We start from the raw sequence: 22,179 nt of genomic DNA on the forward strand, positions 1-22,179 counted from the left end.
TTCTAGATCAAATATCTTGAACTAGAGGTGGATTATTCGATAGTAAGCTTATATCCGACTCCTCTTAAAGTCCTTATATGGAAAAGTTGCGATTTGTCGAGTTCAATTTTCTCCCGTAGGCGGCTGATAAGAACAGTTACCGCATCATCATTACCATAATAGTCCGCTTGCCAAATTTGATAGAGCAACTGCTTTCGGGTAAAAACTTTGTTGGGATGCTTGGCAAGGAACCAAAGCATGTCAAATTCTTTAGCGGTTAACTCCACAGGCTGATCGTTGATCGCGACTTCACGTGTTGATGGGTTAATATAAAGGCCATTACTGTTAAAAACGCTGGAATCCGGGGTCGGTGTGCTTTCCTCTTTGCGGGTACGTCGTAAAACAGCTTTAACGCGCAGACAGAGCTCTACAGGGCTGAACGGTTTGGCGAGATAGTCATCGACACCTAGGTTGAACCCCAATATTTTATCCAGCTCCTCGTTTCGTACTGACAAAATGATGATAGGGATTGAAGACGTTTCTCGAACCGTTCTGCAGACCTGGAAACCGTCTACATGAGGGAGCATTAAATCAAGGATGATCAGTTCAGGTTCCTGACGGTGGAATTGTTCGATAGCCTGGCTCCCATCAAGGGCTGTAATCACATCATAGCCTTCTCGCCGTAAGCTATGCTCGATAATCTTGAGAATTTTAGGTTCATCGTCGACAACCAAAACCTTTGGCATGGTGTACCCCTTCTTTCTAAATAGTGTCTGCTCGGTATGAAGCGGTAGTCGGAACGGTGAAATGGAATGTACTTCCTTGTCCTGGAATACTATCAACCTGTATTTTCCCCCCGTGGAGCTCTATCATTTGCTTAGTAACCGCCAGGCCGAGTCCTAATCCGCCGAATTCGCGGCAGGTACCGGAGTCCACCTGATAAAATTTCTCAAATATTTGTTGAAGTTGCTCTGGGGCAATTCCTCGGCCGGTATCCGTCAGAGAGACCTGAATCTCTTCCTTCTGTTCATTATAGCGGGCCTGGAGATGAATTCTTCCGCCACAAGGAGTAAATTTAATCGCATTGGATAAGAGGTTCATAAGGATCTGTTTGATTTTATTTTTATCGGCTTCGATGGCAGGCAAATCAGGGGGAATATCCATAGAAAACTGAAGTTTATTATTCTGAATCATTGGGTTAAAGATATTTTCGAGGACAGTAGTCACCTCGGAGAATTCAAAGAAGGAAGGATGAAGATGCAATTTATTCTGCTCGATTTTGGAGAAATCCAGAAGATCTGTGATGAGATCCAGTAAATGGTGAGCGCTCTGGTAAATATCAAACAGATATTCAGAAGACTCAGGAACGTCTATACCTTGTTGAATGAGGATTTCGCTATAGGCGATGATAGAAGTAAGAGGGGTCTGCAGTTCGTGGCTCATAAGAGCAATAAATTCTGACTTGACCTCGTTGGCCTTTGTCAGTTCTTCATTGATACGATGCAGACTTTCTTGATGGAGACGCAGAGCTTGGTTTGCCCTGAGCAATTCAATGGTTCTCTCGTCAACCTTAGACTCCAGAGTGTCATAGAGGTTTTTTAGATTATTTGCCATAGTAAAGAGATTTCTTTGGAGGACGTGGATTTCATAATTCTCTGCTGGAGCCATAGTGGGAATGGAGAGATGCCCTTCGCTGAAATGAGTCGCTAAATCAGCCATACTTTCAAGAGGTTTTACCACTCGAGAACGGATGACGAGGTAGATGGCGGCGGATAAGCTGATAATCAGGATTAAGGTTGAGATAAGATCTTGAATCACGGCGGAGGAAAGCGCAGCGTAGGTGGGCTCTAATGGGGCCGTAATACTGATGACTCCGGCAAAATCCCCCAATTGTGCCCCTTCACGGGAGTATCCCGTAATATCTATACTTCCGGCAGGACCACCATGGCAGCTCAAACAACCTTCTTCATAGTCAAGGGGTACTAAATACCGGTAGGTTTTATTTGTATAATCAATTGAATAATATTCGGTCAAACTGCGATCCTGGTAGAACTTTTCTAAAACCTCTTGTTCGTATGAGTCGGGGGCATTGACTGAATTCCGTACATTAAGCTGAGTTTGCTTAAAAGTATAGCCTAAAGTTCCGTTAAAAATTTCAGAGATTCCCCGAATAGCTACCGAAGGGTTAAAATGTTTAAAGTTCAGGGTGCCATCCCGATCGACGTTGATCACATCCTGTTGTTCAGCGATGAAGACACGAGTCGCAATCAGTTCTTGGGCAAGCATGGAGGTACTATTGTGCAGGTTTTTAAGAGCTAATTGATATTGCTGATATCCGCTGATTGCTATGTATACACTCATAAACATCGTAATAATTATGGTAACTAGCCCTAGTATTTGCGTATTAAGATATTTCTGAGGGGATTTTTTAAAAAGTTTCAAAATGTCCATCCTTGCAATTATAAAAATTTTCAGACTTATAAAGATACATTGTTATATTTTTAATTTAATTTTAAAAAAAGCAAACATATAGTTTTTATTTTCATTATTTCATCAGATTTTAAAACAAATTCCCCTTCTTTTCGTACATTGTATCGAAGCCTGATTAAGTAGTCAACCATATGGCTCTTCTAGCAAACCGTCGTGCTAGGCTAATCTGAGAAAATATCGAGAAGACTGAAAGCCGCCTGTAGGGCGGCTTTCAGTCTGTCCGGAAACATGAGATTTGACGATGTAATATTCCTGCAAGAAATGTGTGATAGTCCTGCAAGTAAAATATAGCTAAAAAGATAGACAAGATAAGGTTACGGAAAGCAAAAGTACAATGTTATGGTATGAAAAATCCGATGAGTTGTTAGCTAATTACCACTTGCCTGAAATTTTGGAATTGTACAATGAATACAACCCTATAGGGAATACCCCATCCTAGGCGGGGTAGGAGAATTAAAAGGAGGAATTGTCTTGAAGGTTTTGCGCAATGTCTTCGATGCACATTCGCACATTGGGCCAATGGCCCCCTGGAAGTATTATGATCTCCAGGAAGAAGTAAACCCCACGGTAATCGAATATCCTGATGTGGATTCTTACTTAGCTCATATGGACAAGTATGGGATCAAAAAGGCACTTGTTTGTCCTAACTATGGAATTCCCAAGCATGAGCAACCCTTTAGCCTTAACCCTTTGGTCATTGAAGCAGTAAGAAAGTCCGACCGTCTTCTCGGTGGTATCTGGGTATCCAATCTTCCTCGTAATAAGGAACTCACGTTAGAAGCGCTTAAATACGCAGGTGAACCGGGTATTGCCTGCCTGAAGATGACTTATTTGCTTGGAGGCAATCCCGACCCGGAAAAATATGATGCAGAGCAAGAAGAGCTTACAGAATTGATCGTAAGCACCTGTGAAAAATATGACCTCACTTTGCAAACTCACTCAAGCTCAGGCGGCAGCTCAGACATCAGTAATTACTATAAATTCATTGAGAAGTATGGAAAACGCATCCGTATCCATATCATCCATCTCGGTGGCGGTGTAAGTGGTCATATTAAAATGGTTCCTAAATTCATCAATTGGGTGAAAGAAGGGTATCAAGTTTACACCGACGGTTGCTGGGCAATTGGTTTCGGTGTGCGCTTCCTATTGGATGAAATCGCTAAAGCTGGAGTAGGCGAAGATCGCATCCTCTGGGGTTCTGACGAACCATGGAGCGACCTCCCCTCCGAATACTGGAAATGGGAAGGCGCGGATATCTCCGAGGAATTCAAGAATAAGATTTTCTGGGAAAACGCTGAACGCGTTTACGGTTTCAAGAAAAAGTAAGAAATTTAAGGATTAAACGATAGGGGGAAATACAAATGGCCAAGGTACAAGTTGGAGATAGTCTTTACTCTAAAAATAAGATCTTTCCAGATCATAAAGCTGAACCTGGACAAAGAGCACTGGTCCAAATTCACGGGATGTTTACTGAAGCATCCGTTACCTTAATTGCGCTCTTAACCGCTACCCGTCTTCAACGTAAGGGATTTGAAACGTCTATTCTCCTTTATGGACCCTCCGGCGTTCTTCTGGGAAGCGGAACCAAGGGTTACCCCAAAGTTGGAGACGAGTTTTATCCAGGCCATCTGGCCCATAGCCAACGATTGACCCAATTCATGAAAGAAGGCGGCAAAGTCTATGTCTGCCAATTCGGATTAGGTGCTACCGGATTCCGGGAAGAAGATTTGCTTGAAGGTGTAATTCCCGTAGATCCCCTTGATGTTCTTGACATCTCCCTTGATCACTATAAATCAGGCGCTTTCATCATGGGAACTTGGATGTAAATCTCTCTATCGGTAAATAAACATTCACCCCTTCCCCGGCTCGCCGGGGGAGGGGGCTATCCCGATGGGAGCAGTAAAGGAGTAAGGAAAATGGGCAGCTCGTTGAAAAAAGCGAAACTCATGGTGGAATTGCAGAGTAAAGGTATTCGCCTGGAACAAGGTTCGGGCAAGGGGCGTCAAGGCGGGGCGGGTCCCGCTAATGGCAAGGGGATGGTCTTTGGGAACTATCAGATTACGGTTCCCACCAGTGGGGAATGTGCTATGAGTTCTGAATACTCCTTGCATGAGGATGGAGAGCACGCCCTTATTTACAAAGATGGGGAAGTAGTCAGCGAGGTGGGGTTAATCGCCCCCCCCCGTTTCTATGAATTGCATACAGAGGATGGTGTGCCTTATAACAAAATTGCTCTTCTCCACGGACGGGATTGTTTGGCCAGCACAGTCATTCAAACATGTTCCCGTTGGCATGGGGGGGAGCGGTGCCAGTTTTGTGGCATCGGGACAAGTCTGGATGATGAAAACACGGTACCGGTAAAAACCCCTAAACAGTTGGCAGAGGTAGCCGGGGCAGCTCAGCGCTTAGATGGGGTAACTCATGTAACCCTTACAGCCGGTACGACAGTTAATCCCTTATACGGTATCAAGCATTTGGGTGATTGCGCCCGGGCTATCAAAGAGGGGACAGGACTTCCTGTCCATGTCCAATTTGAACCTGTAGATGATCCGGATATTTATCGCCACCTAAAAGAATGCGGCGTGGATACAGTTGGAATGCACCTGGAGAGCTTTGACCAAAAAGTCAGAGAGCGTATTACACCTGGAAAGGCCAAGATATCCATAGAAGACTATTTCAAAGGCTTCGCCGGAGCGGTAGAAGTCTTCGGCCGAAATCAAGTGAGCACTTATATCATCATCGGATTAGGGGAGAGTCTGGCCGATACGTTAGCAGGCTGTATGCGTTGCATCGAAATGGGAGTATATCCTTTTGTGGTACCCCTTCGGCCGGTGAAAGAGACCCCCTTCGCTAATATGGCACCGCCGGAGCCGAAGGCTATGGCGGAAATCTATGGGGAAGTTGCAAGAGCTTTAGCTGATCATGGGTTAAGCGCATCGGACAGTAAAGCCGGCTGTGTGCGTTGTGGAGCTTGTTCGGTGCTGCCCGCTTTTGAAAGGAAAAAGCATGGCTAAATATGAGTTGAAAGTCGCTGAGAGTAGAGAAGAAATCAAGCAGTATGAAGAGGTAAGAAGAGCAGTCTTTGTGAACGAACAAGGCATTTTTAATGAAGACGACTCTGATGACTACGATACCATAGCCGTACCGATTATTGCTGTAGAAGCTGAAAGCGGGAGAGTAGCTGGAGTAGTACGTTGCTATCCCATAGAAAATGGAGACTGGGTGGGGGGAAGGCTTGCCGTATTGCCCGAATTTCGCGGGAGATTGGGAGCCCTTCTGGTTCGTAAAGCCATGGAGGAAGTTCAAGGTCGTGGGTGCCGTATATTCTATGCTCATATTCAGGAGCAAAATGTTAAGTTTTTTGAGAGATTAGGATGGTCTCTAACAGGGAAAAGTTCAGTGTTCAGCAATGTAGTTCATTATGATATGAAAGTGGTTTTTTAACATCGAGAGTAACCAGCATGGAAGGATGAGAGTATGTCTTGGCTCAATGATTTTGTCGCTGATTGGATGGAGACAAGCGGTCTACAAGAGAAGCAGGATATCCAGACAGTCGCGAGCAGTTTGCCGATTAGCCCCGTTGTGAATGGTCAACCGGTTCTTCTGGGGGATGATGCCGCGGCTATTCCAAGTAATGAGGGCTATCTGCTCTTGGCGGCCGAGGGGGTATGGCCACCTTTGTTACGAGCCGATCCTCAATTGGCCGGCAGGTGTTGCGTCTTAACCAATGTCAGCGATATCTACGCAATGGGAGGACGACCTACGGCAGTTGTGGATGTTCTTTTTGCTACCGATGATGAGGTTGCCTCAAAGGTCTTAAAAGGAATGCAGGAGAATGCCGAGCGATTCGGGGTACCTATCGTTGGAGGGCATTTTACCAAGAACAGAGATACTTCAGCTTTAGCTGTTGCCATACTAGGTCAGGCCAAAAAATTACTAACCAGTCACACCGCCCGCCCGGGGGATCAACTGATGCTCGTCTGCAAATTAGAAGGGAATATACGAGATGGTTTTAATTTCTGGGATTGCTCCAGCAGGTGTTCACCTGAGGAACTCAGAGAGGAATTAGAATGTCTTCCCTTCCTGGCAGAGGCGGAACTTTGTGATACCGCTAAGGATGTAAGTATGGCGGGAATCCTGGGAACCACGATTATGATGTTAGAGACCTCTGAATATGGTGCCGAGATTGATTTGGATGAGATTCCCTGCCCGCTGGGAGTCGGGCTGGAACAATGGTTAAAAGTTTTCCATAGTTATGGATTTATCTTATCTGTTCGACCGGAACAAGTGCGGGATGTCATGAATGTATTTGAGAAAAAGGAAATATGCTGCGTTCCTTATGGGAGGGTTATAGAGGATTCAACTATAACTGTCTGGGGACGCGGAGCAAGTAAAGTTATCTGGGATTTGAAAACTCCATTAATGGGTTTTGCCCAATCCTAAGTGCGAGGTGAATTATGAATAAAGCATTAGAAAACCAATTGACCGAGCTCCTCGGCCCGGATTCGGTATCAACTCTTGATATTGAACGCAGGCAATATGCCCATGATATGGCCCCTGTGCCGAAGATCTTCGGGTTGTTCTTCAAGACCATGCCCGATGCCATTGTGCGTCCGAATTCTTCTCAGCAGGTTCAGCAGTTGGTGAAATTTACAGCTGCCAATGGGGTCCCCCTTATCCCCCGGGGACGTTCCACAACCATGATGGGAGGGTCCTACCCCGTTTGGGGCGGAATCTCTGTGGATATGACGGCACGCAAGGGGATTATCTCCCTGGATGAGGCAAACAGGACAGTGAAGGTCAGTTCAGGAATAATCTGGGATAATGTCTTAAGATACTTAGAAAAACGGGGACTCACTTTATATTGCTACCCTACCAGCGCTCCCTCGGCCACCGTGGGCGGTTGGTTGGGCAATGGCGGAGTCGGGCTGGGAAAAGGCGGATTGGGAATTGGTTCCCCCGCGTATGGTTATGCGGCAGATACGGTAGTGGATCTGGGGGTAGTTCTACCCTCAGGGGAATACATTGAATCCGTGGCAGCTTCTCAATATAAAGTGCAAGATTTCATCGGCAGTGACGGAGTCCTGGCTATCTATGATACGGTGACGCTGAGAGTCCGCCCTCTTCCTGCACGGCAAGAACCCTTCAGCTTTAATTTTAACGAAGTAACCAAGCTTTGCTGGGCAGTTAAAGAAAGTGCGGCACTTAAACCCTTCTTCCTGCTGATCGAAGATGAAGGTATGCTTGGCTTTAAGAAAAAAGCCGGGCTTCATGTTCCACCAGCTAAAAACTTAGTCACTGTGGTCTTGGAGGGAGAAGGGGCTTCCTTAGACTCCGATATCCAAGAACTGCGTAAGATCATGATCACTCATGGGGGCCAGGAATTATCCCGAGAGATTGCAGAGGAAGAATGGGCGGGTCGTTATTATGCTATGCGCCATAAAAGTGCCGGACCCAATCTTCTCGGCGGGGAATTCAGCGCCCCAATCGATCAGTTAACGGAAGTGGTCAGACGGGTTAATGAATTGGCGGAAAATAAGAACATCACCATTGGTATTCACGGGACTCTCGGTGTTAACGAGATGTTGTTTATGCCTCAGGTGCTCAGTGATGAACGAAAGAAATTCCGTTATTTGACGATGATGTCCTTGGTTAAAGACTTAAATGATATGAGTATTGATCTAGGTGGAGTACCCTATGGTGCAGGTTTATTCAATGCCTTTTATGCCAAGGAGATCCATGGGGAGAGATTCGACGAATTGGTTCAGCTCAAAAAAGAGCTTGATCCCCGTAAAGTCATGAACCCTGGCAAGGCGATTCACTGTATGACCCGATTTAAGATAGCTCTTCCTAAGTTCGCTTACGGTCTGGGTATGTTTGGGTTGGGCCTTTTTGTAAAGTATGGCAAATAGGGGGAGACAATAATGCTACAAGAAAAACTGCGATCTATTGAACATCATATCTATACCTGCGCGTCCTGTGCATTTTGTACAGCTATTTGCCCCATATCCGAACAAATCGGATGGGAGAGTTATGGTCCTCGGGGAAGAATGCATCTTCTTAAACTTTTGATTGAAAAGGATGTACAACCCAGCGATACGGTTAAAGAGCGTTATTACGCTTGTACCACCTGCAGTCGCTGCGAGAAAGTTTGTCAGACAGATTTGCCCTTGGTAGAGATCTGGGAAGATGTACGCTCCTGGCTGGTTGAGGACAAACTTGGTCCTCTGGAACCTCATAAGAAAATCGGAGCATCTGTAGAGGAAAGCCACAATACCTATCGTGAACCGGCTTCTGCCAGAAATGATTGGGCGAAAGACATTAATGTGGAGCTGAAGAGGAAGGGTAAAATAGCATTTTATGTAGGGTGTACCTCTTCTTACCGGATGCAGCAGTTGGCTCAGGATACCATGAAGATACTCCAAGCCTTAGGCGAAGATGTGGCAGTTTTGGGAGAAGATGAATGGTGCTGTGGTTCTGTATTACTGCGGACTGGACAACGAAGCCAAATTAAAGAAATCGCAGCCCATAATGTAGAAGCTCTTAAGAATACAGGAGCGGAGATTGTTGTGGCTTCCTGTACAGGCTGCTTCAAAACCATTAGTGGAGATTATCCGGTGATTACCGGGGAAGAGCTGCCTTTTAAGATGATGCACATCACTCAGTTCCTGGCCCAACGAATTCAAGAGGGTAAGCTTAAGTTTAAAAGGGCCATCCATGAAAAAGTAACCTATCATGATCCATGCCATCTAGGGCTGCATGCTGGAGAATATGCTGCTCCTCGGGATATCCTCAGGGCAATTCCCGGGGTGGAGCTGATCGAGATGGACTTTGTCCGTGAGGAGTCCCGCTGCTGCGGCGCCGGGGGCGGCATGAAAGCAGGTATGCCTGATGTGGCTATGGGAATCGGAATATCCCGTGTGGATGAAGCTGAAGAAACGGGTGCCGGCATTCTGGCCAGCTGCTGTCCATTCTGCAAGACCAATCTATCTCAAGCCATTGAGGCTTCTCATAAAGACCTGGTGCAAAAAGACATTACGGCTTTGGTCGTGGAATCTATGGGTCTTGATATTTAAATTTTGTATAGATGAAGGAGAGCAAGATCTTGGTAAATAGTGAGAAGAAAATAGCTGTAGTGGCCTTCGGGGGAAATGCTTTATTGCCAGAGACACAAGAAGGAACCTTTGAGGAGCAACAGGCGAATGCCGATGCGGCTGCAGAATCCATCATCGGAATATCCCGGAATGGTTATGATGTCATTTTAGTTCATGGCAATGGCCCTCAAGTAGGTCAGGTCTTAGTGCAAAACGAGGAGTCCTCAGAAAAGGTGCCCATGCAGCCGTTGGATGCCTGCGTGGCAGCAACTCAGGGAACCATTGGCTATATCTTAACAACCGCATTGCGACGGACGGCTAAACGGCTCGATGTCGATGTCGATACAGTTACCGTGCTCACCAATGTTGCCGTGAGTCCTGCAGATCCCGCCTTTGAGAATCCTACCAAACCCATTGGGTCCTTCATGTCTGCCGAGAGGGCCCAAGAGATGGAAAAAACCAAAGGATGGAAAATCATCGAGGACGCCGGGCGGGGGTACCGCAGGGTGGTTCCCTCACCGAAACCACGGAGAATCATGGAGAGCAAAGCCATCAGGGAATTGGCCCAAGCCGGGAATATTGTCATCGCCTGCGGAGGGGGTGGGATTCCAGTGGCTAGAGTGAATGATGAATTCGTAGGCCTGGAGGCTGTCATCGATAAGGACTTGGCTTCCAGTTTATTGGCAGAAGAAATTGGTGCAGATCTTTATATTGTCCTTACCGGGGTATCTCAAGTCGCCATCAATTTTGGTAAGCCCAATATGAAGTTGTTAGATAGAATCACCGTTTCAGAAGCGGAAAAATATATGGCTGAAGGACATTTCCCGCCAGGCAGCATGGGACCGAAGATTGCCGCAGCGTTAAAGTTCATCAAGAGCAGTGGGAAAGAAGTCTTAATTACTTCAGCTGAAAAGTTAGAGGATGCTCTGAAAGGGCAAAGCGGTACTTATATTATCCCGGATGCTCAATAGTGAGGAGGAAAAAATATGGCTACGTATGAGTTGTTTTCCCAAAAATTAAAAACCATTAACATCGGCTTACCTTCCTTTGGTGAGGACTTAATCACCCAGGAGGTAGAGACCGTTCTGGTAGACTGGCAGATTCCGGCGGGGGGAAATACGGAATTAATCAATGCTCTTAAAGTGATCGAGAACGCTGAAGTGGAGAAAGCCAATCATCTGACCATCGAAAAGATTCTTAAGGGTGAACCTGTTTTAATCGGTATGGAGCGTGCTCAGGATGTTATCCCTGGGATGGGTCCGCGGAGTATTTTTCATGCAGGCCCGCCCTTAACCTGGGAACGGATGTGCCCAGGGGTACAGCGCGGGGTGCTTGGAGCCATTGTTTTTGAAGGCTGGGCAAAGGATCGGGAGAGTGCCCTGGAACTGATCAAAAACAATGAAATCGAATTCTCCCCCAATCATTTTCATAATGCGGTAGGTCCTATGACCGGAATTATTTCACCCTCCATGCCTGTATGGGTTGTTGAGAACAGGGCCTTTGGCAATCGGGCTTACTCTACCTTAAATGAAGGAAAAGGAGTGACACTCTGGTACGGGGATTTTGATGAGAGTACCGTTGAGCGTTTGACTTGGTTCAGAGATGTCTTTGGTCCTAATGTGAAAAAAGCTCTGGATAAGCAAAGCGGTACCATCAATGTCTTCAATCTGGTTGCCCAAGGATTATCCATGGGAGACGAAGTCCATGTTCGCTGCCAGGCAACCACCGCTTTAGTGATCAAGGAGCTTGTTCCTCTCATGGCTGAAGCCGGTGTGGACGGCAAGGATATTGCCGATATGGTGCGTTTTATGGCCCGCAATAATACCTTCAGCTTAAACTTGGCTATGGCTGCTTCGAAATCTGTTTTGGATGCCGCTCATGGAGTGCCCAACAGCACCATCGTTACCGCTATGACCCGGAATGGTACGGATTTTGGAATTCGAGTGGGCGGGATGGGTAATCAATGGTTTATCACCGCTGCGCCTGCACTGGATGACTGCCTATACTATGCCGGTTTTAGTGTGGAGGATGCAGTAGCGGATATCGGAGACAGTGCCATTATCGAAACCGTAGGTTTTGGCGGTATGACCTTTGCCTGCGCTCCCACCATTGCATCGTTTGTCGGCGGGGGAGTGAAAGATGCTATTGAGTTGAATAAACAAATGGCTTCGATCGCCCATGGCCGCAACAAGACTTTTGCTATTCCTAATATGGATTTTGCCGGTTCACCTACTGGAATTGATATCCGCAAAGTGGTTGAATCCCGAATCGTACCCATTATCGATACGGGTGTTATTCATAAGGAAGCAGGTATTGGGCAGATCGGGGCAGGAGTAGCACGCGCCCCCATCAGTATCTTCGAGGAAGCCGTGCTGGCTATGGCAAAAACCATGTCAACCAAACAATAAGGAGGGGCAACGATGAGTGTCAAAAATAGTGTCAAGAAAAACAGCTACCAAGATTCAGTACGCTTAATGCGGATTTCCGGCCAATTAAAAAAGATTGCCGGGGTTGTCAATGCGTCCGTCATGATGGCCACCGACGCCAATAAACGAGTTATGGAAATGGCTGGACTGCTGGGGCCTGAGGCGGCTGCCGCCGGAGCGAATGACTTGGTCATCGCAGTAGATGGAGAAACGCCGGAAGTGGCTGAGGAAGCACTTCAGGCAGCAGAAAATGCCCTTACCGAATCCACCGGTTCAGGAAAGGCAGAAGCTCAAAAAGCCAAAAATTTAGAGTTGGCCCTGGAAGAAATGCCAGGGGCCAATATGGTTACCATCTCTGTACCAGGTGCTTTTGCCAAAATCGAAGTAGCCAAGGCTTTAGCCAAAGGGGTGAATGTCTTCCTCTTCAGCGACAATGTAACCATTGAGGAAGAAGTCGAACTGAAGACAATGGCTCTGGAGAAGGGTCTGCTCATGATGGGGCCGGATTGCGGTACGTCCATTATTAATGGTGCTTGCCTGGGATTCGCCAATGTCATCAACCGCGGCAACATCGGGATTGTCGGGGCTTCCGGTACAGGGGTTCAAGAGGTCACTGTTCAAATCGAACGTTGGGGCGGCGGTTGCTCCCAAGTCATTGGGGTTGGAGGCCGTGATCTGAAGGAAAAAGTCGGCGGACTCATGTTCCTGGAAGTCATGCGCCGCCTGGATGAAGACCCGGCTACAGAGGTCATTGTCCTTATCTCCAAACCCCCCGCACAGGCCGTTATGGCTAAGGTCCGTGAGACCATTGCTCAGATGAAAAAGCCTGTGGTGGTTAATCTTCTTGGCGGAGAAGCCTCGGATAATCCTACCGCCAATGAATATTTTGCCGGATCATTGGAAGAAGCGGCGGCAATGGCCGTTGCACTTGCCAATGGCACCAATCCTTATGCCTGGCAAGAAGACATTCCCAAAATCGAGATGGATATCGTCATGAGGGCCGAGGATCTGGCTCATAACCTTAATCCGTCACAAAAATATGTTAGGGGCTTGTTTTCCGGAGGTACCTTGTGTTATGAGGCCATGCTTCTCATGGAAAAGATCATTGGCCCTGTCAATTCCAATGTCCCCTTAAAACCGGAACAAAAACTGAGAGATTCCCTGTTTAGCTCGGAAAATACCTGTATTGACCTGGGTGAAGATGAGTTCACGGTAGGGCGCCCACACCCCATGATTGATTTCCAATTACGCAATGAGCGTATTCTAATCGAAGCCGCTGATCCGGAAACGGCAGTCATTTTACTGGATGTGGTCCTGGGTTATGGATCCAATCCTGATCCGGCTGCCGAATTAGTGCCTGTCATTAAAGAAGCTCAGGTACTTGCCCAGTCCAATGAGCGTAACATTCAATTCATCGGTTATGTGTGCGGCACGGATAAAGACCCTCAAGGAAAGGAAGAACAGATTAAAAAACTTCAGGAATGCGGGGTGGAAATTCTCCCGACCAATGCCCACGCAGCTTTGCTGGCTTCTTACACTGCAGCTAAGGTGGCAAGGGATTCAGCACATTAGGAGGCTAGCCCAATGTTAAAAATTGCAATTCTCACGTACTCAACCAAACCACGAGGTGGTGTCGTTCACTCTCTTTGTCTAGCTGAGAATCTTGCAAAACGAGGGCATGAAGTGCGAATCATCGCTCTGGATAAAAAAGAAGGGGGCGGATTTTTCCGCACCCCTCAGGTTCCTCATGAAATTATTCGATTTGGCGCCTTGCCCGAGCACTTCGATGACAAGATTGAAGCGTATATTCAGACCTATACAGATTACTTTGTGGGCGGAAAGGCAGAGGGATTTGACATCTATCATGCCCAGGATTGCATCTCCGCTAATGCGCTGGCCAATTACCGGCTAAGTGGAGCGGATTTTCCCTTGGTCCGTACCGTTCATCATCTGGACGATTTCACATCTCCGGTCTTAATTGACTGTCAGAATAAGTCCGTTCTTCGTCCTGATGCTCATATCGCCGTCAGTGAATTTTGGCAGAAACGGTTGGCTGCGGAGTATGGGGTAAAGGCTGGAATCATCCACAATGGTTTAGATACAAAACGCTTTAGCCCAGTAAAAAAGGGAGAGAAGCATAAGGTAAAGTTCGGCTTGGAAAATAAATTGGTCTTTTTAACCATTGGGGGAATTGAACCCCGTAAAAACACCAAGAAGCTACTTTCGGCCTTCGCCCATGTGCGGAAATATTTTGCAGAATCAGGAAAACAGGCAGTCTTGGTCATCGGCGGTGGACAAACATTGTTCGATTATCAGGCCTATCGTCAGGAATTCTTTCAAATGGTAGAGGGCTATAACCTGAAGATGGGGGAAGATGTCATTAATCTTGGCGTACTAAAAGAAGAGGAAGTCCCACTGATTTATCAGGCTGCGGATTGCTTTGCTTTCCCTTCTGTTCAAGAAGGCTGGGGGCTGGTCGCTCTGGAAGCTCTTCTATCGGGGACTCCAACTGTCGTGTCGGATATACCCGTTTTCCATGAATTCCTGACCCCCGGTGAAGATGCCTTATTCGTCAACCCGGACAATGCAGAACAGTTTGCAGCAGCAATGATCGAGACGATCATGGATACCAACTTGCGACGCCGACTGATTAGCGGCGGGCTTATGACCGCATCCAACTTTAGTTGGGAGGATACAGCCCGCAAACATGAACAATTTTACTATGAGATCCTGGAAGGCGCCCAAACCAATAAATGAGCCCCCAAAAGAATCCCTAAAAGTTGATCAAAGCCCGAACTGGCTCCTACAGAACATAATTCTTGGGCTGTCCGGGCAGGAGTGATTTTGGGGAGCCCATAGTACAAAGCACACACCATATTCTCCATAAGCTCACTGCCGGTGCCTTGAGATGCTAAGAAGAGCATTTGAGAGCTGATCTCATTGGTTAGACTTGGAGAATGCTCCACAATAATATCACTCAGAACCTTATGAGCAAAGAGTAAGGCGGCGGCAGAGGTTACAGAAAATGCTCTTTTGGCCGCTGTCAAGCTTAACAGAAGGCCGGCTAAGAAATCATCCCCTGAGGGCGTAAGTCCAGGGCCCAGTCCTATCAGTGAACAAGCCCCCTCTTCAATCATGGCTCTGTCAGAAGAATAAATCCCCTTCACGAGGCGACTAATGGATTGGCCCGCAAGAAGAACAACAGGATCTGCAGGGTGGGGAAGGGAAAAGCTCCCCTGTACTAAGGTAGTTAAGTGAGGGAAGAGTTTAGCCAGACCTGGGGATCTGGGGGAAAGGCGGAGCCAGCTTTCCACTTCCGATAGATTGTTCTTGATCAAGGCACTGGGAAGTAGGGAATTATTCTGAGATAAGGGGGGGTGCCAAAAAGCTGCCTTTTCCAGGGAGATAGAGAGGCGACCCAGAAGGAGTAATTCTTTGTTCTTCTCAAAACAAACCCAAGTTCCAGGTTCGATTCCATAAAGGGTAAAGTCCAATGAAATCGGCAGATTGGTGACGACATTTGCTGGACCATTACTGACGTCACTACGAGAGATGCTCCATAAACCATCTGTCCAGAAAATATTAATCACCCGATGAAAGACAGAGTGTACCCTACCCTTATCCCTGGACCCACGCAAATAATCCAGCACGAATGGCCCTATGCTCAATGCCGACAGGAGATCAGAATTCATAGATGACACCTTCTTGAATAGTGTAACGTTTTTATTATGGTAACAATTTATTCAAGGGATGTAAATGGGAGAGGTGATCACATGGTGAGTAGCTCAGCTTTAATGGTAATTCCTTTGAATTGTGGACAATTGCAGTTTAACCGCAGTGTATTTACGGGAAGCCCTAAAGACTCTATCTTGGAACTGCCGGTTTTTGCCTTTCTGATTCTTCATCCTCAAGGCATGATCCTTTTTGATACTGGGCTTCCGCCCCGGCTTTGGTCTGGTTCCACAATCATGGAGCTTATCCCCGGGCTTAGGGCAAAGCAAGGGAACAGTGAGGGCCTGGTTCGAGAAATTGAGAAGCAGGGTTATTCACATAAGGATATCTCCATCATTGCGAATTCCCATAATCACCCCGATCACGCCGGGGGGAATACCCTAATCCCTGAGGCACACTGTATCTGGCAAGGACATAGGGGAGATTATGATCTTTTTCGTGATGGTTCGATTCTTTTGCTGCCAACCCCAGGCCATTCCACTGATCACCGTTCCATGCTGGTCCGGGGAAATAACAAGCAGGTACTTCTGACTGGGGATGCCTGTTTTCGGCCAAATAATCTTATTGATTTAAATCCGCCCTTGATTCTGGAGGATCGCCAAGAGGCCTTACAGTCTCTGGAACGTTTAAGAGATATAAGCGAAGAAAGGGAGACGGTGATCTTGACCAGCCATGATCCTTTAGTCAGAGGAGAAGCGGTTATTCTTTAATAGTTTACAAATGGAGAAAGAGGGGAAGAGAATGAAAAAGGTGATCTCAGCTGTTCTCATGGTCACATTGCTGCTCAGTGGCTGTGCCACTAAAGATCAAAGAGATCAAGTCAATGGAACGAAGTCAGAACAGGGAACCATCTATTATGTACAGACTTCGCCGGCTAACATGCTGCAGCAATTAAGCACAGGAGAGATAGACGCCTTCGTCGCCTGGGAGCCCAATAATGCTCAAGCTGTCACGGAAGGAACAGGACGTTATCTTATGCAATCAGGTGAAGTCGCTGCAGAGCATCCTTGTTGTATCTTAGCACTGGCAGGAACTGAAGGAGACGAGGATTTGGCATTGGCCTTAGCTTGGGCCAATGTAAAAGCCGTCAACTTCATCAATGATGGCAACAACCATGAAAAAATGCTTCAATATGCTATGGATTTTACAGGGAGAGACAAAGAATCCGTAGTGGAAGCATTGACCTATACGAAATATGTGAGCTTTCCGGATCGGGAACGGTTAGCAGATTTCCTGGGAGCCATGCGCCAAAACGGAACCTTGGTCAAGGAACCTGCTGCCTTGGGATATGCAAACGATGAAGCCTTCTTCCAGGCTTTTATGAATAAGGACTACGTGGAGCGGGTCAACGCTGAATTAGAGATGAATCCCTCATGGGTACCGCCGTCAGTCAGCGGAAAACAAATTACTTTAGGTTATATCAATCAGGATCTTCACCATCTTCCGATGTTCATTGCTTCTCAAGAAGGCTATTATGAGGCAGTAGGTCTGGTCCCCGGACAGAATCTCCAGCTTAAGGGGTACGCTAACGGTGTTGCTGTCATGGAAGCCTTCAAGGTGAAGGAATTAAATGCCTCTTATCTCGGCGTGGCTCCAGCCGTTCTTAAACAGCTCAATGACGGAATTGCCCTTCGGGGGATTGCGGGTGCTAATGATGAAGGCTCTGCTATCGTCGTGGCTAAGGGCTCAGATATCCAATCCATTAGTGATCTAAAGGGTAAAACGGTAGCTATTCCAGGGCTTGGGACGGTTCAGAGCTATATACTGGATTTGGTCGCCCGGAATAACACTATGAAACTCCAAGCTAAGTAAAAAACAAGTCAGGCAGCCTTCAACGTCTTAGGAAGGAACAGACCTTGTTGACAATGGAGAAACCTAAAGGAGAGGACAGAATGAGTCGGCTTACCACGGATCAGAACATAAAGAGGATGCAATTACCCCCTTGGGAAGGAATAGCCGCAGGGCTCTTTGCTCTGTCTATCTGGCAAATTTCAGCTAACTTAGAGTTCGTCGCCTCACCCTATATCCTGAGTCAGAAGTTTGCGGGCTTAGTCCTAGAGGGGGATCCTCTTTATAATTTGACCCTGCTCCAAATGCTGGGAACCAGTTTAACTACACTTCTGGCGGGAGCAGGTTCAGCCTTTATCGTTGCTATTCCTTTAGGAATTTTGATGGGATATTTTCGTGGCCTGAGCCGTTTTCTCAATGTGTATATCAGTTTATGCCGTCCTATTCCTCCTATGGCTTGGATTCCGGTAGGATATATCTTATTTGCCGGGATGCCTCAACCTACCCTCTGGGTACAGATCATGGTTGTTTTCGTAGGAGCTTTTTTCCCCAGCTTTACTGCCACAGCCCACGCGGTCCAAAGCGTGGATCCCATCCTTATCGAGGCTGCCCAGACCTTAGGGGCCAGACATGAGAGACAGATTCTATGCAAAGTCCTCCTGCCTTCTGTGGTCCCAGCAGTCATTTCTGGTATTCGAAGCGGGCTGGGGGTAGGCTGGATGTGTATTATCGGGGCGGAATTTGTCGGCGGGCGTATGGGGATTGGTGCTTATATCTGGTCGCTCTACACTATCGGGGGAAGGATGAGTGAGATTATGATCGCCATTCTTTGTGTGGGGATCGTTGGCTTTATGATGAATGAAGGAATAAGCTTGATTGGGCGGAGGATAGCACGTTGGTACTCATGGTAGAGAATGTATATAAAGAAATAGATGGGAAAAGCGTCCTGGAAGGGATCTCCTTTAATCTTCAGGAAGGGGACTTTACCTGCCTGACCGGACCCAGTGGCTGCGGCAAAACTACACTCCTGCGGCTTGCAGCGGGTCTTACTCAACCTTCAGGAGGGCGGATATGCTTAAACGGAAGCCGGACAGGAACCAAGCCGGATAGTGGTTATGTCTTTCAGGAAGGGGCGCTCTTCCCTTGGCTCACAGCAGCACAAAATGTGGCATTCGGACTGAATCTTAGGGGAGTGCCCCCTGAGGAAACAAAGCAGCGTGTTCATGATGCTCTGGAAATGGTGGAACTCAAGGGATTCGAAAATTATTATCCCAAAGAACTTTCAGGGGGAATGCGAATGCGGGCTGCGTTGGCCAGGGTCTTGGTTTACCAACCTAAGCTTATTCTCATGGACGAGCCTTTTGCAGCCTTGGATTCCCGAACCCGGAATAAACTTCAAAGTGATATGGTTGACCTATGGCAACGTTTAAGACCCACGATTTTGATGGTAACCCACAATATTGATGAGGCAGTATACCTTGGTAATAAGATTATCGTTCTTTCCGGACAACCGGGGAGAGTTGTGGAAGAAATAGAGGTGACCATGGAACGACCCCGGGACCGTACAGAAAGATCCTTTGGTCTGATTCGCAAGCATGTTTTATCGCTGTTGGGCGAGTAACTCTATTTGAACAAAATGTCCAGAAAGAATTGAGAGTGCTAAACCCCGAACAGGTGGAGGAGTTATGGATGGAAAAGGATATAGCCCGGGTTAAGCCCCTTGAGCTTATTCATAAATTAATGGATGAAGGTACCTTTGTTGAGTTGCAAGAGCGTATGCCGGAAACCAATGTCCTAACCGGGCTTGGGAAGGTGAATGGCCGGCGGGTATACGCCTTTGCCCAAAACTTTGAGACCAGAGGAGGCTCTATTGATTCAGCTCATGCCAATAAAATCATCGCTGTCATGGATATGGCGTTAAATGATGGTGTTCCCATAGTTGGTTTTTATCATTCGGTTGGAGCCAGAATCCAAGATGGTATTCTAGCGCTGGATGCCGTTGGAAAGTTATTTAATCACCATGTGAAATTATCAGGAAAGATACCTCAGATTTCGGTTATTATGGGTTCTTGTGCCGGCGGCGCAGCTTATTGTCCGGCATTAACAGACTTTATATTTATGATTGAAGAAAAATCCAAACTTTTTGTCACAGGTCCTAAAGTTGTACAGGCAATTACCGGCGAGAGATCAACTGCGGAAGAATTAGGGGGAACAAAGATACATGGAAAAGTGAGCGGGGTTAACCATTTTGAATCCTCAGATGAGGAGTCTGCCATTAAAGATGTTCGCAGGCTGCTTTCTTACTTGCCACAGAATCACCGTGAAAAATCTCCACGGATGGTATCGGGCATTTCACCTAAATATTCAGATCCAAAAAACATTGTGCCGGTGGAATCGAATAAGCCTTATGACATGCTTAAGCTCATCGAGAAAATCGTGGATAATGAATCATTTATAGAGATTCAGAAGCAGTATGCAAAGAATACGATTATTGGCTTCGGGAGATTCAATGGTATTGCTTGTGGATTGATTGCCAATCAACCGAAACATCTTGCTGGAGCACTGGATGTCGATGCCTCCGAAAAAATTGCCTGCTTTATTCGGCTTTGTTCCAATTTTAATCTTCCTGTTATACTCCTTGAAGATACAGTTGGTTTTATGCCGGGAGTCCGGCAAGAATCCAGTGGGCTGCTCAGATATGGAGCAGATATCGTCAAGGCTTTTGCAGAAGCTTCGGCACCCAAAATCACGGTGATTATCAGAAAGGCATTTGGGGGAGCATATATCGCTCTTAATTCAAAAGCTATCGGAGCAACACGTGTCTATGCCTGGACAACCGCAGAGATCGGCGTGATGGGAATTGGAGCTGCGGTGAATCTGTTGAAGAAGGATTCGGCTTCATCGGAGTCTCTGGAGAGGAGCCTGAGCCGCGGAATGGAAGCGAATCTGGAACTAGCCCTTTCTCATGGAGTGATCGATGAGGTAATAGAGCCCTATGAGACCCGGCAGAAGCTGATTGAAGCGATCGAAGAGCTTAGGAAAAGAGAACAGCTTGCGGTTTAAAGGATAAACCAAGATCCGGAGTTATGTTCTGGGCAGATACATATGATGGCTATTTTATCGCTTCAGGTGTAGGAGGTACTGCACCGGGAACCTTGCGTACGGAATTTCAGGATGCCAAAGAGAATTACTTTGTCCAGACTTTTCTGGAAAATGCCCGGAAACCTGAAGGGGGTTATTCAGAGTATTATTATCCACGCCCCAAAGATGTAGACCCCTCTCAGACTCCATTGCCCAAACGCTCATACTCCGCGGGATTTGATTCTTGGGGCTGGGCTATTGGGACGGGGAACTATGTGGATGATATCGAACAAAAAATCGCGAACTATGAAGTGGAATTGAATGCCGAACAAAATCGAGAACTATGGTTTACTATCCTTGGTTATATCGCTATTCTTTTGACCTCAATACTATCTTCCCTGTATATCAATCACCGGATCACGAAGAGAATCACCCCTATGTCAGAAACGGCAAAAGCGATAGCTCAAGGAAAATTATCGGTGGAAAAGTTTAACATTACAGGGATGGATAGCATCAGTGAACTTGGAGAGTCCTTAAATCGTATGGTCGATAATTTAAATGAAGTGGTTACTATGACTAAGGCATCTTCCGATAATGTGGCGGCTACCGCTGAGGAAATGAATCAGGGGCTGGACCAATCCGCTCAGACTTCTGAACAGATTGTTCGTTCGATCAGTGAGGTTGCGGAGGGGACAACCCGCCAGGAAGCACTGGTTCGTGATGCCTTTCAAGCGGTGGGTGAAGTTTCTGCCACGATGGCGACGATGATAGAAAGTTCCAAGCAAATGGCCGGCAAATCCCGTGAGGTGGCGGATTCAGCAAATAAAGGGGAAGAAAGTATACTGCGCACTATCGACCAAATGCACAGCATTGAGAAGACGGTGAGCAAATCGGCGGAAGTGGTTAAGATCCTCGGTGAAAATTCGACTCAGATCTCAGGCATTGTAGATACGATCGGGGGAATTGCGTCCCAAACCAACCTTCTGGCACTCAATGCGGCCATCGAGGCTGCACGGGCCGGAGAAGCAGGAAGTGGATTTGCTGTTGTGGCTGATGAAGTCCGCAAACTTGCTGAACAATCCACAGAGGCCACGGCTCAAATCGCCGACTTGATCCAACTTATTCAGACGGAGACTGAAAACGCTATCTCAGCAATGGATGACGGGATTAAAGAAGTCAAGACAGGGACCCTGGTGGTTAACGACGCGGGAGAGGCCTTTAAAGGAATCAAGGGGCTGATCGAGGAAATGTCCTCTGAAATAGAAAAGACTGTAGAACAAATCCAGTTCAGCTCCGAGGCCAATCAACATGTGGTCAGTATTATGGATGAAGTCAATGCTATCACCGATGCGATTGCTTTTGAAGTCAGTCATATCTTAACTGGGACGGAAGAGCAATCCGCTTCTATGGAAGAAATCGCTTCCTCCAGTGAAGCTCTGGCCACCATGGCAGAAGATTTGAAAAGAATTGTTTCCAAGTTCGAAAATTAAGTGTGTTAAAGCGTCTTAAAGAATGGCCGAATCCATAGTTCGGCCATTCTCTGTACTCAGGTGTAAGCAATTATGGAGAAATTCGAAGGATTGTCCTTG

At 46.9% G+C, this 22,179-nt stretch carries 20 protein-coding genes; 17 read left to right on the forward strand and 3 right to left on the reverse strand.

Annotation, left to right across the window (positions count from 1 at the left end):
• Nucleotides 1-32 precede the first annotated feature (32 nt).
• Both DESDE_RS03755 and DESDE_RS03760 read right to left on the reverse strand, forming a co-directional pair.
• The gene (locus DESDE_RS03755) at nucleotides 33-725 is read right to left on the reverse strand and encodes a response regulator transcription factor (RefSeq protein ID WP_014792711.1); all 693 of its coding nucleotides are present in this window, start codon (nucleotides 723-725) and stop codon (nucleotides 33-35) included.
• Nucleotides 726-741: 16 nt separating this feature from the next.
• Nucleotides 742-2,340, reverse strand: a complete 1,599-nt coding sequence (locus DESDE_RS03760) for an ATP-binding protein (RefSeq protein WP_242831322.1) — start codon at nucleotides 2,338-2,340, stop codon at nucleotides 742-744.
• A 600-nt stretch (nucleotides 2,341-2,940) separates the two neighbouring features.
• On the opposite strand from DESDE_RS03760, the gene DESDE_RS03765 reads away from it, so the two are divergent.
• The 11 genes from DESDE_RS03765 (at nucleotide 2,941) to DESDE_RS03815 (ending at nucleotide 14,746) form a co-directional block, all read left to right on the forward strand.
• A complete protein-coding gene (locus DESDE_RS03765) occupies nucleotides 2,941-3,795 on the forward strand; it encodes an amidohydrolase family protein (RefSeq protein ID WP_014792713.1) in 855 nt (284 codons plus the stop codon).
• Between the two features lie 35 nt (nucleotides 3,796-3,830).
• Nucleotides 3,831-4,295 (forward strand): MSMEG_0572/Sll0783 family nitrogen starvation response protein, encoded by a 465-nt coding sequence (locus DESDE_RS03770; protein ID WP_014792714.1) that lies wholly within the window; start codon nucleotides 3,831-3,833, stop codon nucleotides 4,293-4,295.
• A gap of 90 nt (nucleotides 4,296-4,385) precedes the next feature.
• The gene (locus DESDE_RS03775; protein WP_014792715.1) at nucleotides 4,386-5,483 is read left to right on the forward strand and encodes an MSMEG_0568 family radical SAM protein; all 1,098 of its coding nucleotides are present in this window, start codon (nucleotides 4,386-4,388) and stop codon (nucleotides 5,481-5,483) included.
• Nucleotides 5,476-5,913, forward strand: a complete 438-nt coding sequence (locus tag DESDE_RS03780) for an MSMEG_0567/Sll0786 family nitrogen starvation N-acetyltransferase (RefSeq protein ID WP_014792716.1) — start codon at nucleotides 5,476-5,478, stop codon at nucleotides 5,911-5,913. The genes DESDE_RS03775 and DESDE_RS03780 overlap by 8 nt, the downstream gene beginning before the upstream one ends.
• A 33-nt stretch (nucleotides 5,914-5,946) precedes the next feature.
• Nucleotides 5,947-6,912: a sll0787 family AIR synthase-like protein gene (locus tag DESDE_RS03785; RefSeq protein ID WP_014792717.1), complete on the forward strand. Its 966-nt coding sequence runs from the start codon at nucleotides 5,947-5,949 to the stop codon at nucleotides 6,910-6,912.
• 14 nt (nucleotides 6,913-6,926) lie between these two features.
• Complete coding sequence (locus DESDE_RS03790) at nucleotides 6,927-8,381, forward strand: FAD-binding oxidoreductase (protein WP_014792718.1); 1,455 nt, start codon at nucleotides 6,927-6,929, stop codon at nucleotides 8,379-8,381.
• Nucleotides 8,382-8,393: 12 nt separating this feature from the next.
• The gene (locus tag DESDE_RS03795; RefSeq protein WP_014792719.1) at nucleotides 8,394-9,545 is read left to right on the forward strand and encodes a (Fe-S)-binding protein; all 1,152 of its coding nucleotides are present in this window, start codon (nucleotides 8,394-8,396) and stop codon (nucleotides 9,543-9,545) included.
• Between the two features lie 29 nt (nucleotides 9,546-9,574).
• Nucleotides 9,575-10,534 (forward strand): carbamate kinase, encoded by a 960-nt coding sequence (gene arcC / locus DESDE_RS03800; RefSeq protein ID WP_014792720.1) that lies wholly within the window; start codon nucleotides 9,575-9,577, stop codon nucleotides 10,532-10,534.
• A 15-nt stretch (nucleotides 10,535-10,549) separates the two neighbouring features.
• Nucleotides 10,550-11,971 carry a YlbE family protein gene (locus DESDE_RS03805; RefSeq protein ID WP_014792721.1) on the forward strand — a complete coding sequence of 474 codons (1,422 nt, stop codon included), beginning with the start codon at nucleotides 10,550-10,552 and terminating at the stop codon, nucleotides 11,969-11,971.
• A gap of 12 nt (nucleotides 11,972-11,983) precedes the next feature.
• A complete protein-coding gene (gene fdrA / locus DESDE_RS03810) occupies nucleotides 11,984-13,561 on the forward strand; it encodes an acyl-CoA synthetase FdrA (RefSeq protein ID WP_014792722.1) in 1,578 nt (525 codons plus the stop codon).
• A gap of 12 nt (nucleotides 13,562-13,573) precedes the next feature.
• Complete coding sequence (locus DESDE_RS03815) at nucleotides 13,574-14,746, forward strand: MSMEG_0565 family glycosyltransferase (protein WP_014792723.1); 1,173 nt, start codon at nucleotides 13,574-13,576, stop codon at nucleotides 14,744-14,746.
• Here the strand turns inward: DESDE_RS03815 and DESDE_RS03820 are convergent.
• Complete coding sequence (locus DESDE_RS03820) at nucleotides 14,710-15,681, reverse strand: oxamate carbamoyltransferase subunit AllH family protein (RefSeq protein ID WP_014792724.1); 972 nt, start codon at nucleotides 15,679-15,681, stop codon at nucleotides 14,710-14,712. The genes DESDE_RS03815 and DESDE_RS03820 overlap by 37 nt on opposite strands.
• An 81-nt stretch (nucleotides 15,682-15,762) precedes the next feature.
• Here DESDE_RS03820 and DESDE_RS03825 point away from each other — a divergent pair, with 81 nt between their 5' ends.
• From DESDE_RS03825 to DESDE_RS03850, 6 genes are all read left to right on the forward strand, one after another.
• Complete coding sequence (locus DESDE_RS03825; RefSeq protein ID WP_014792725.1) at nucleotides 15,763-16,431, forward strand: N-acyl homoserine lactonase family protein; 669 nt, start codon at nucleotides 15,763-15,765, stop codon at nucleotides 16,429-16,431.
• 31 nt (nucleotides 16,432-16,462) lie between these two features.
• Nucleotides 16,463-17,533, forward strand: coding sequence for an ABC transporter substrate-binding protein (locus DESDE_RS03830; RefSeq protein ID WP_014792726.1), 1,071 nt, complete (start codon nucleotides 16,463-16,465; stop codon nucleotides 17,531-17,533).
• A gap of 80 nt (nucleotides 17,534-17,613) precedes the next feature.
• Nucleotides 17,614-18,420 carry an ABC transporter permease gene (locus tag DESDE_RS03835; RefSeq protein WP_014792727.1) on the forward strand — a complete coding sequence of 269 codons (807 nt, stop codon included), beginning with the start codon at nucleotides 17,614-17,616 and terminating at the stop codon, nucleotides 18,418-18,420.
• A complete protein-coding gene (locus DESDE_RS03840; protein ID WP_242831392.1) occupies nucleotides 18,414-19,130 on the forward strand; it encodes an ABC transporter ATP-binding protein in 717 nt (238 codons plus the stop codon). The genes DESDE_RS03835 and DESDE_RS03840 overlap by 7 nt, the downstream gene beginning before the upstream one ends.
• A 68-nt stretch (nucleotides 19,131-19,198) precedes the next feature.
• Entirely contained in the window at nucleotides 19,199-20,572 is a 1,374-nt protein-coding gene (locus tag DESDE_RS03845; protein WP_050981800.1) for an acyl-CoA carboxylase subunit beta, read from the forward strand.
• 23 nt (nucleotides 20,573-20,595) lie between these two features.
• A complete protein-coding gene (locus DESDE_RS03850) occupies nucleotides 20,596-22,080 on the forward strand; it encodes a methyl-accepting chemotaxis protein (RefSeq protein WP_014792730.1) in 1,485 nt (494 codons plus the stop codon).
• Nucleotides 22,081-22,179 lie beyond the last annotated feature (99 nt).

It is taken from the genome of Desulfitobacterium dehalogenans ATCC 51507, from assembly GCF_000243155.2.
Taxonomy (GTDB): domain Bacteria; phylum Bacillota; class Desulfitobacteriia; order Desulfitobacteriales; family Desulfitobacteriaceae; genus Desulfitobacterium; species Desulfitobacterium dehalogenans.

Bases quoted from the DNA above. Each gene is read 5' to 3' on its own strand.
- DESDE_RS03780 (WP_014792716.1), top strand. From the start codon at position 5,476: ATGGCTAAATATGAGTTGAAAGTCGCTGAGAGTAGAGAAGAAATCAAG.
- DESDE_RS03850 (WP_014792730.1), top strand. From the start codon at position 20,596: ATGTTCTGGGCAGATACATATGATGGCTATTTTATCGCTTCAGGTGTA.
- DESDE_RS03775 (WP_014792715.1), top strand. From the start codon at position 4,386: ATGGGCAGCTCGTTGAAAAAAGCGAAACTCATGGTGGAATTGCAGAGT.
- DESDE_RS03770 (WP_014792714.1), top strand. From the start codon at position 3,831: ATGGCCAAGGTACAAGTTGGAGATAGTCTTTACTCTAAAAATAAGATC.
- DESDE_RS03845 (WP_050981800.1), top strand. From the start codon at position 19,199: ATGGAAAAGGATATAGCCCGGGTTAAGCCCCTTGAGCTTATTCATAAA.
- DESDE_RS03760 (WP_242831322.1), bottom strand. From the start codon at position 2,340: ATGAGTGTATACATAGCAATCAGCGGATATCAGCAATATCAATTAGCT.
- DESDE_RS03830 (WP_014792726.1), top strand. From the start codon at position 16,463: ATGAAAAAGGTGATCTCAGCTGTTCTCATGGTCACATTGCTGCTCAGT.
- DESDE_RS03785 (WP_014792717.1), top strand. From the start codon at position 5,947: ATGTCTTGGCTCAATGATTTTGTCGCTGATTGGATGGAGACAAGCGGT.
- DESDE_RS03825 (WP_014792725.1), top strand. From the start codon at position 15,763: ATGGTGAGTAGCTCAGCTTTAATGGTAATTCCTTTGAATTGTGGACAA.
- fdrA (WP_014792722.1), top strand. From the start codon at position 11,984: ATGAGTGTCAAAAATAGTGTCAAGAAAAACAGCTACCAAGATTCAGTA.
- DESDE_RS03795 (WP_014792719.1), top strand. From the start codon at position 8,394: ATGCTACAAGAAAAACTGCGATCTATTGAACATCATATCTATACCTGC.
- DESDE_RS03790 (WP_014792718.1), top strand. From the start codon at position 6,927: ATGAATAAAGCATTAGAAAACCAATTGACCGAGCTCCTCGGCCCGGAT.
- DESDE_RS03815 (WP_014792723.1), top strand. From the start codon at position 13,574: ATGTTAAAAATTGCAATTCTCACGTACTCAACCAAACCACGAGGTGGT.
- DESDE_RS03805 (WP_014792721.1), top strand. From the start codon at position 10,550: ATGGCTACGTATGAGTTGTTTTCCCAAAAATTAAAAACCATTAACATC.
- DESDE_RS03755 (WP_014792711.1), bottom strand. From the start codon at position 725: ATGCCAAAGGTTTTGGTTGTCGACGATGAACCTAAAATTCTCAAGATT.
- DESDE_RS03820 (WP_014792724.1), bottom strand. From the start codon at position 15,681: ATGAATTCTGATCTCCTGTCGGCATTGAGCATAGGGCCATTCGTGCTG.
- DESDE_RS03835 (WP_014792727.1), top strand. From the start codon at position 17,614: ATGAGTCGGCTTACCACGGATCAGAACATAAAGAGGATGCAATTACCC.
- DESDE_RS03840 (WP_242831392.1), top strand. From the start codon at position 18,414: ATGGTAGAGAATGTATATAAAGAAATAGATGGGAAAAGCGTCCTGGAA.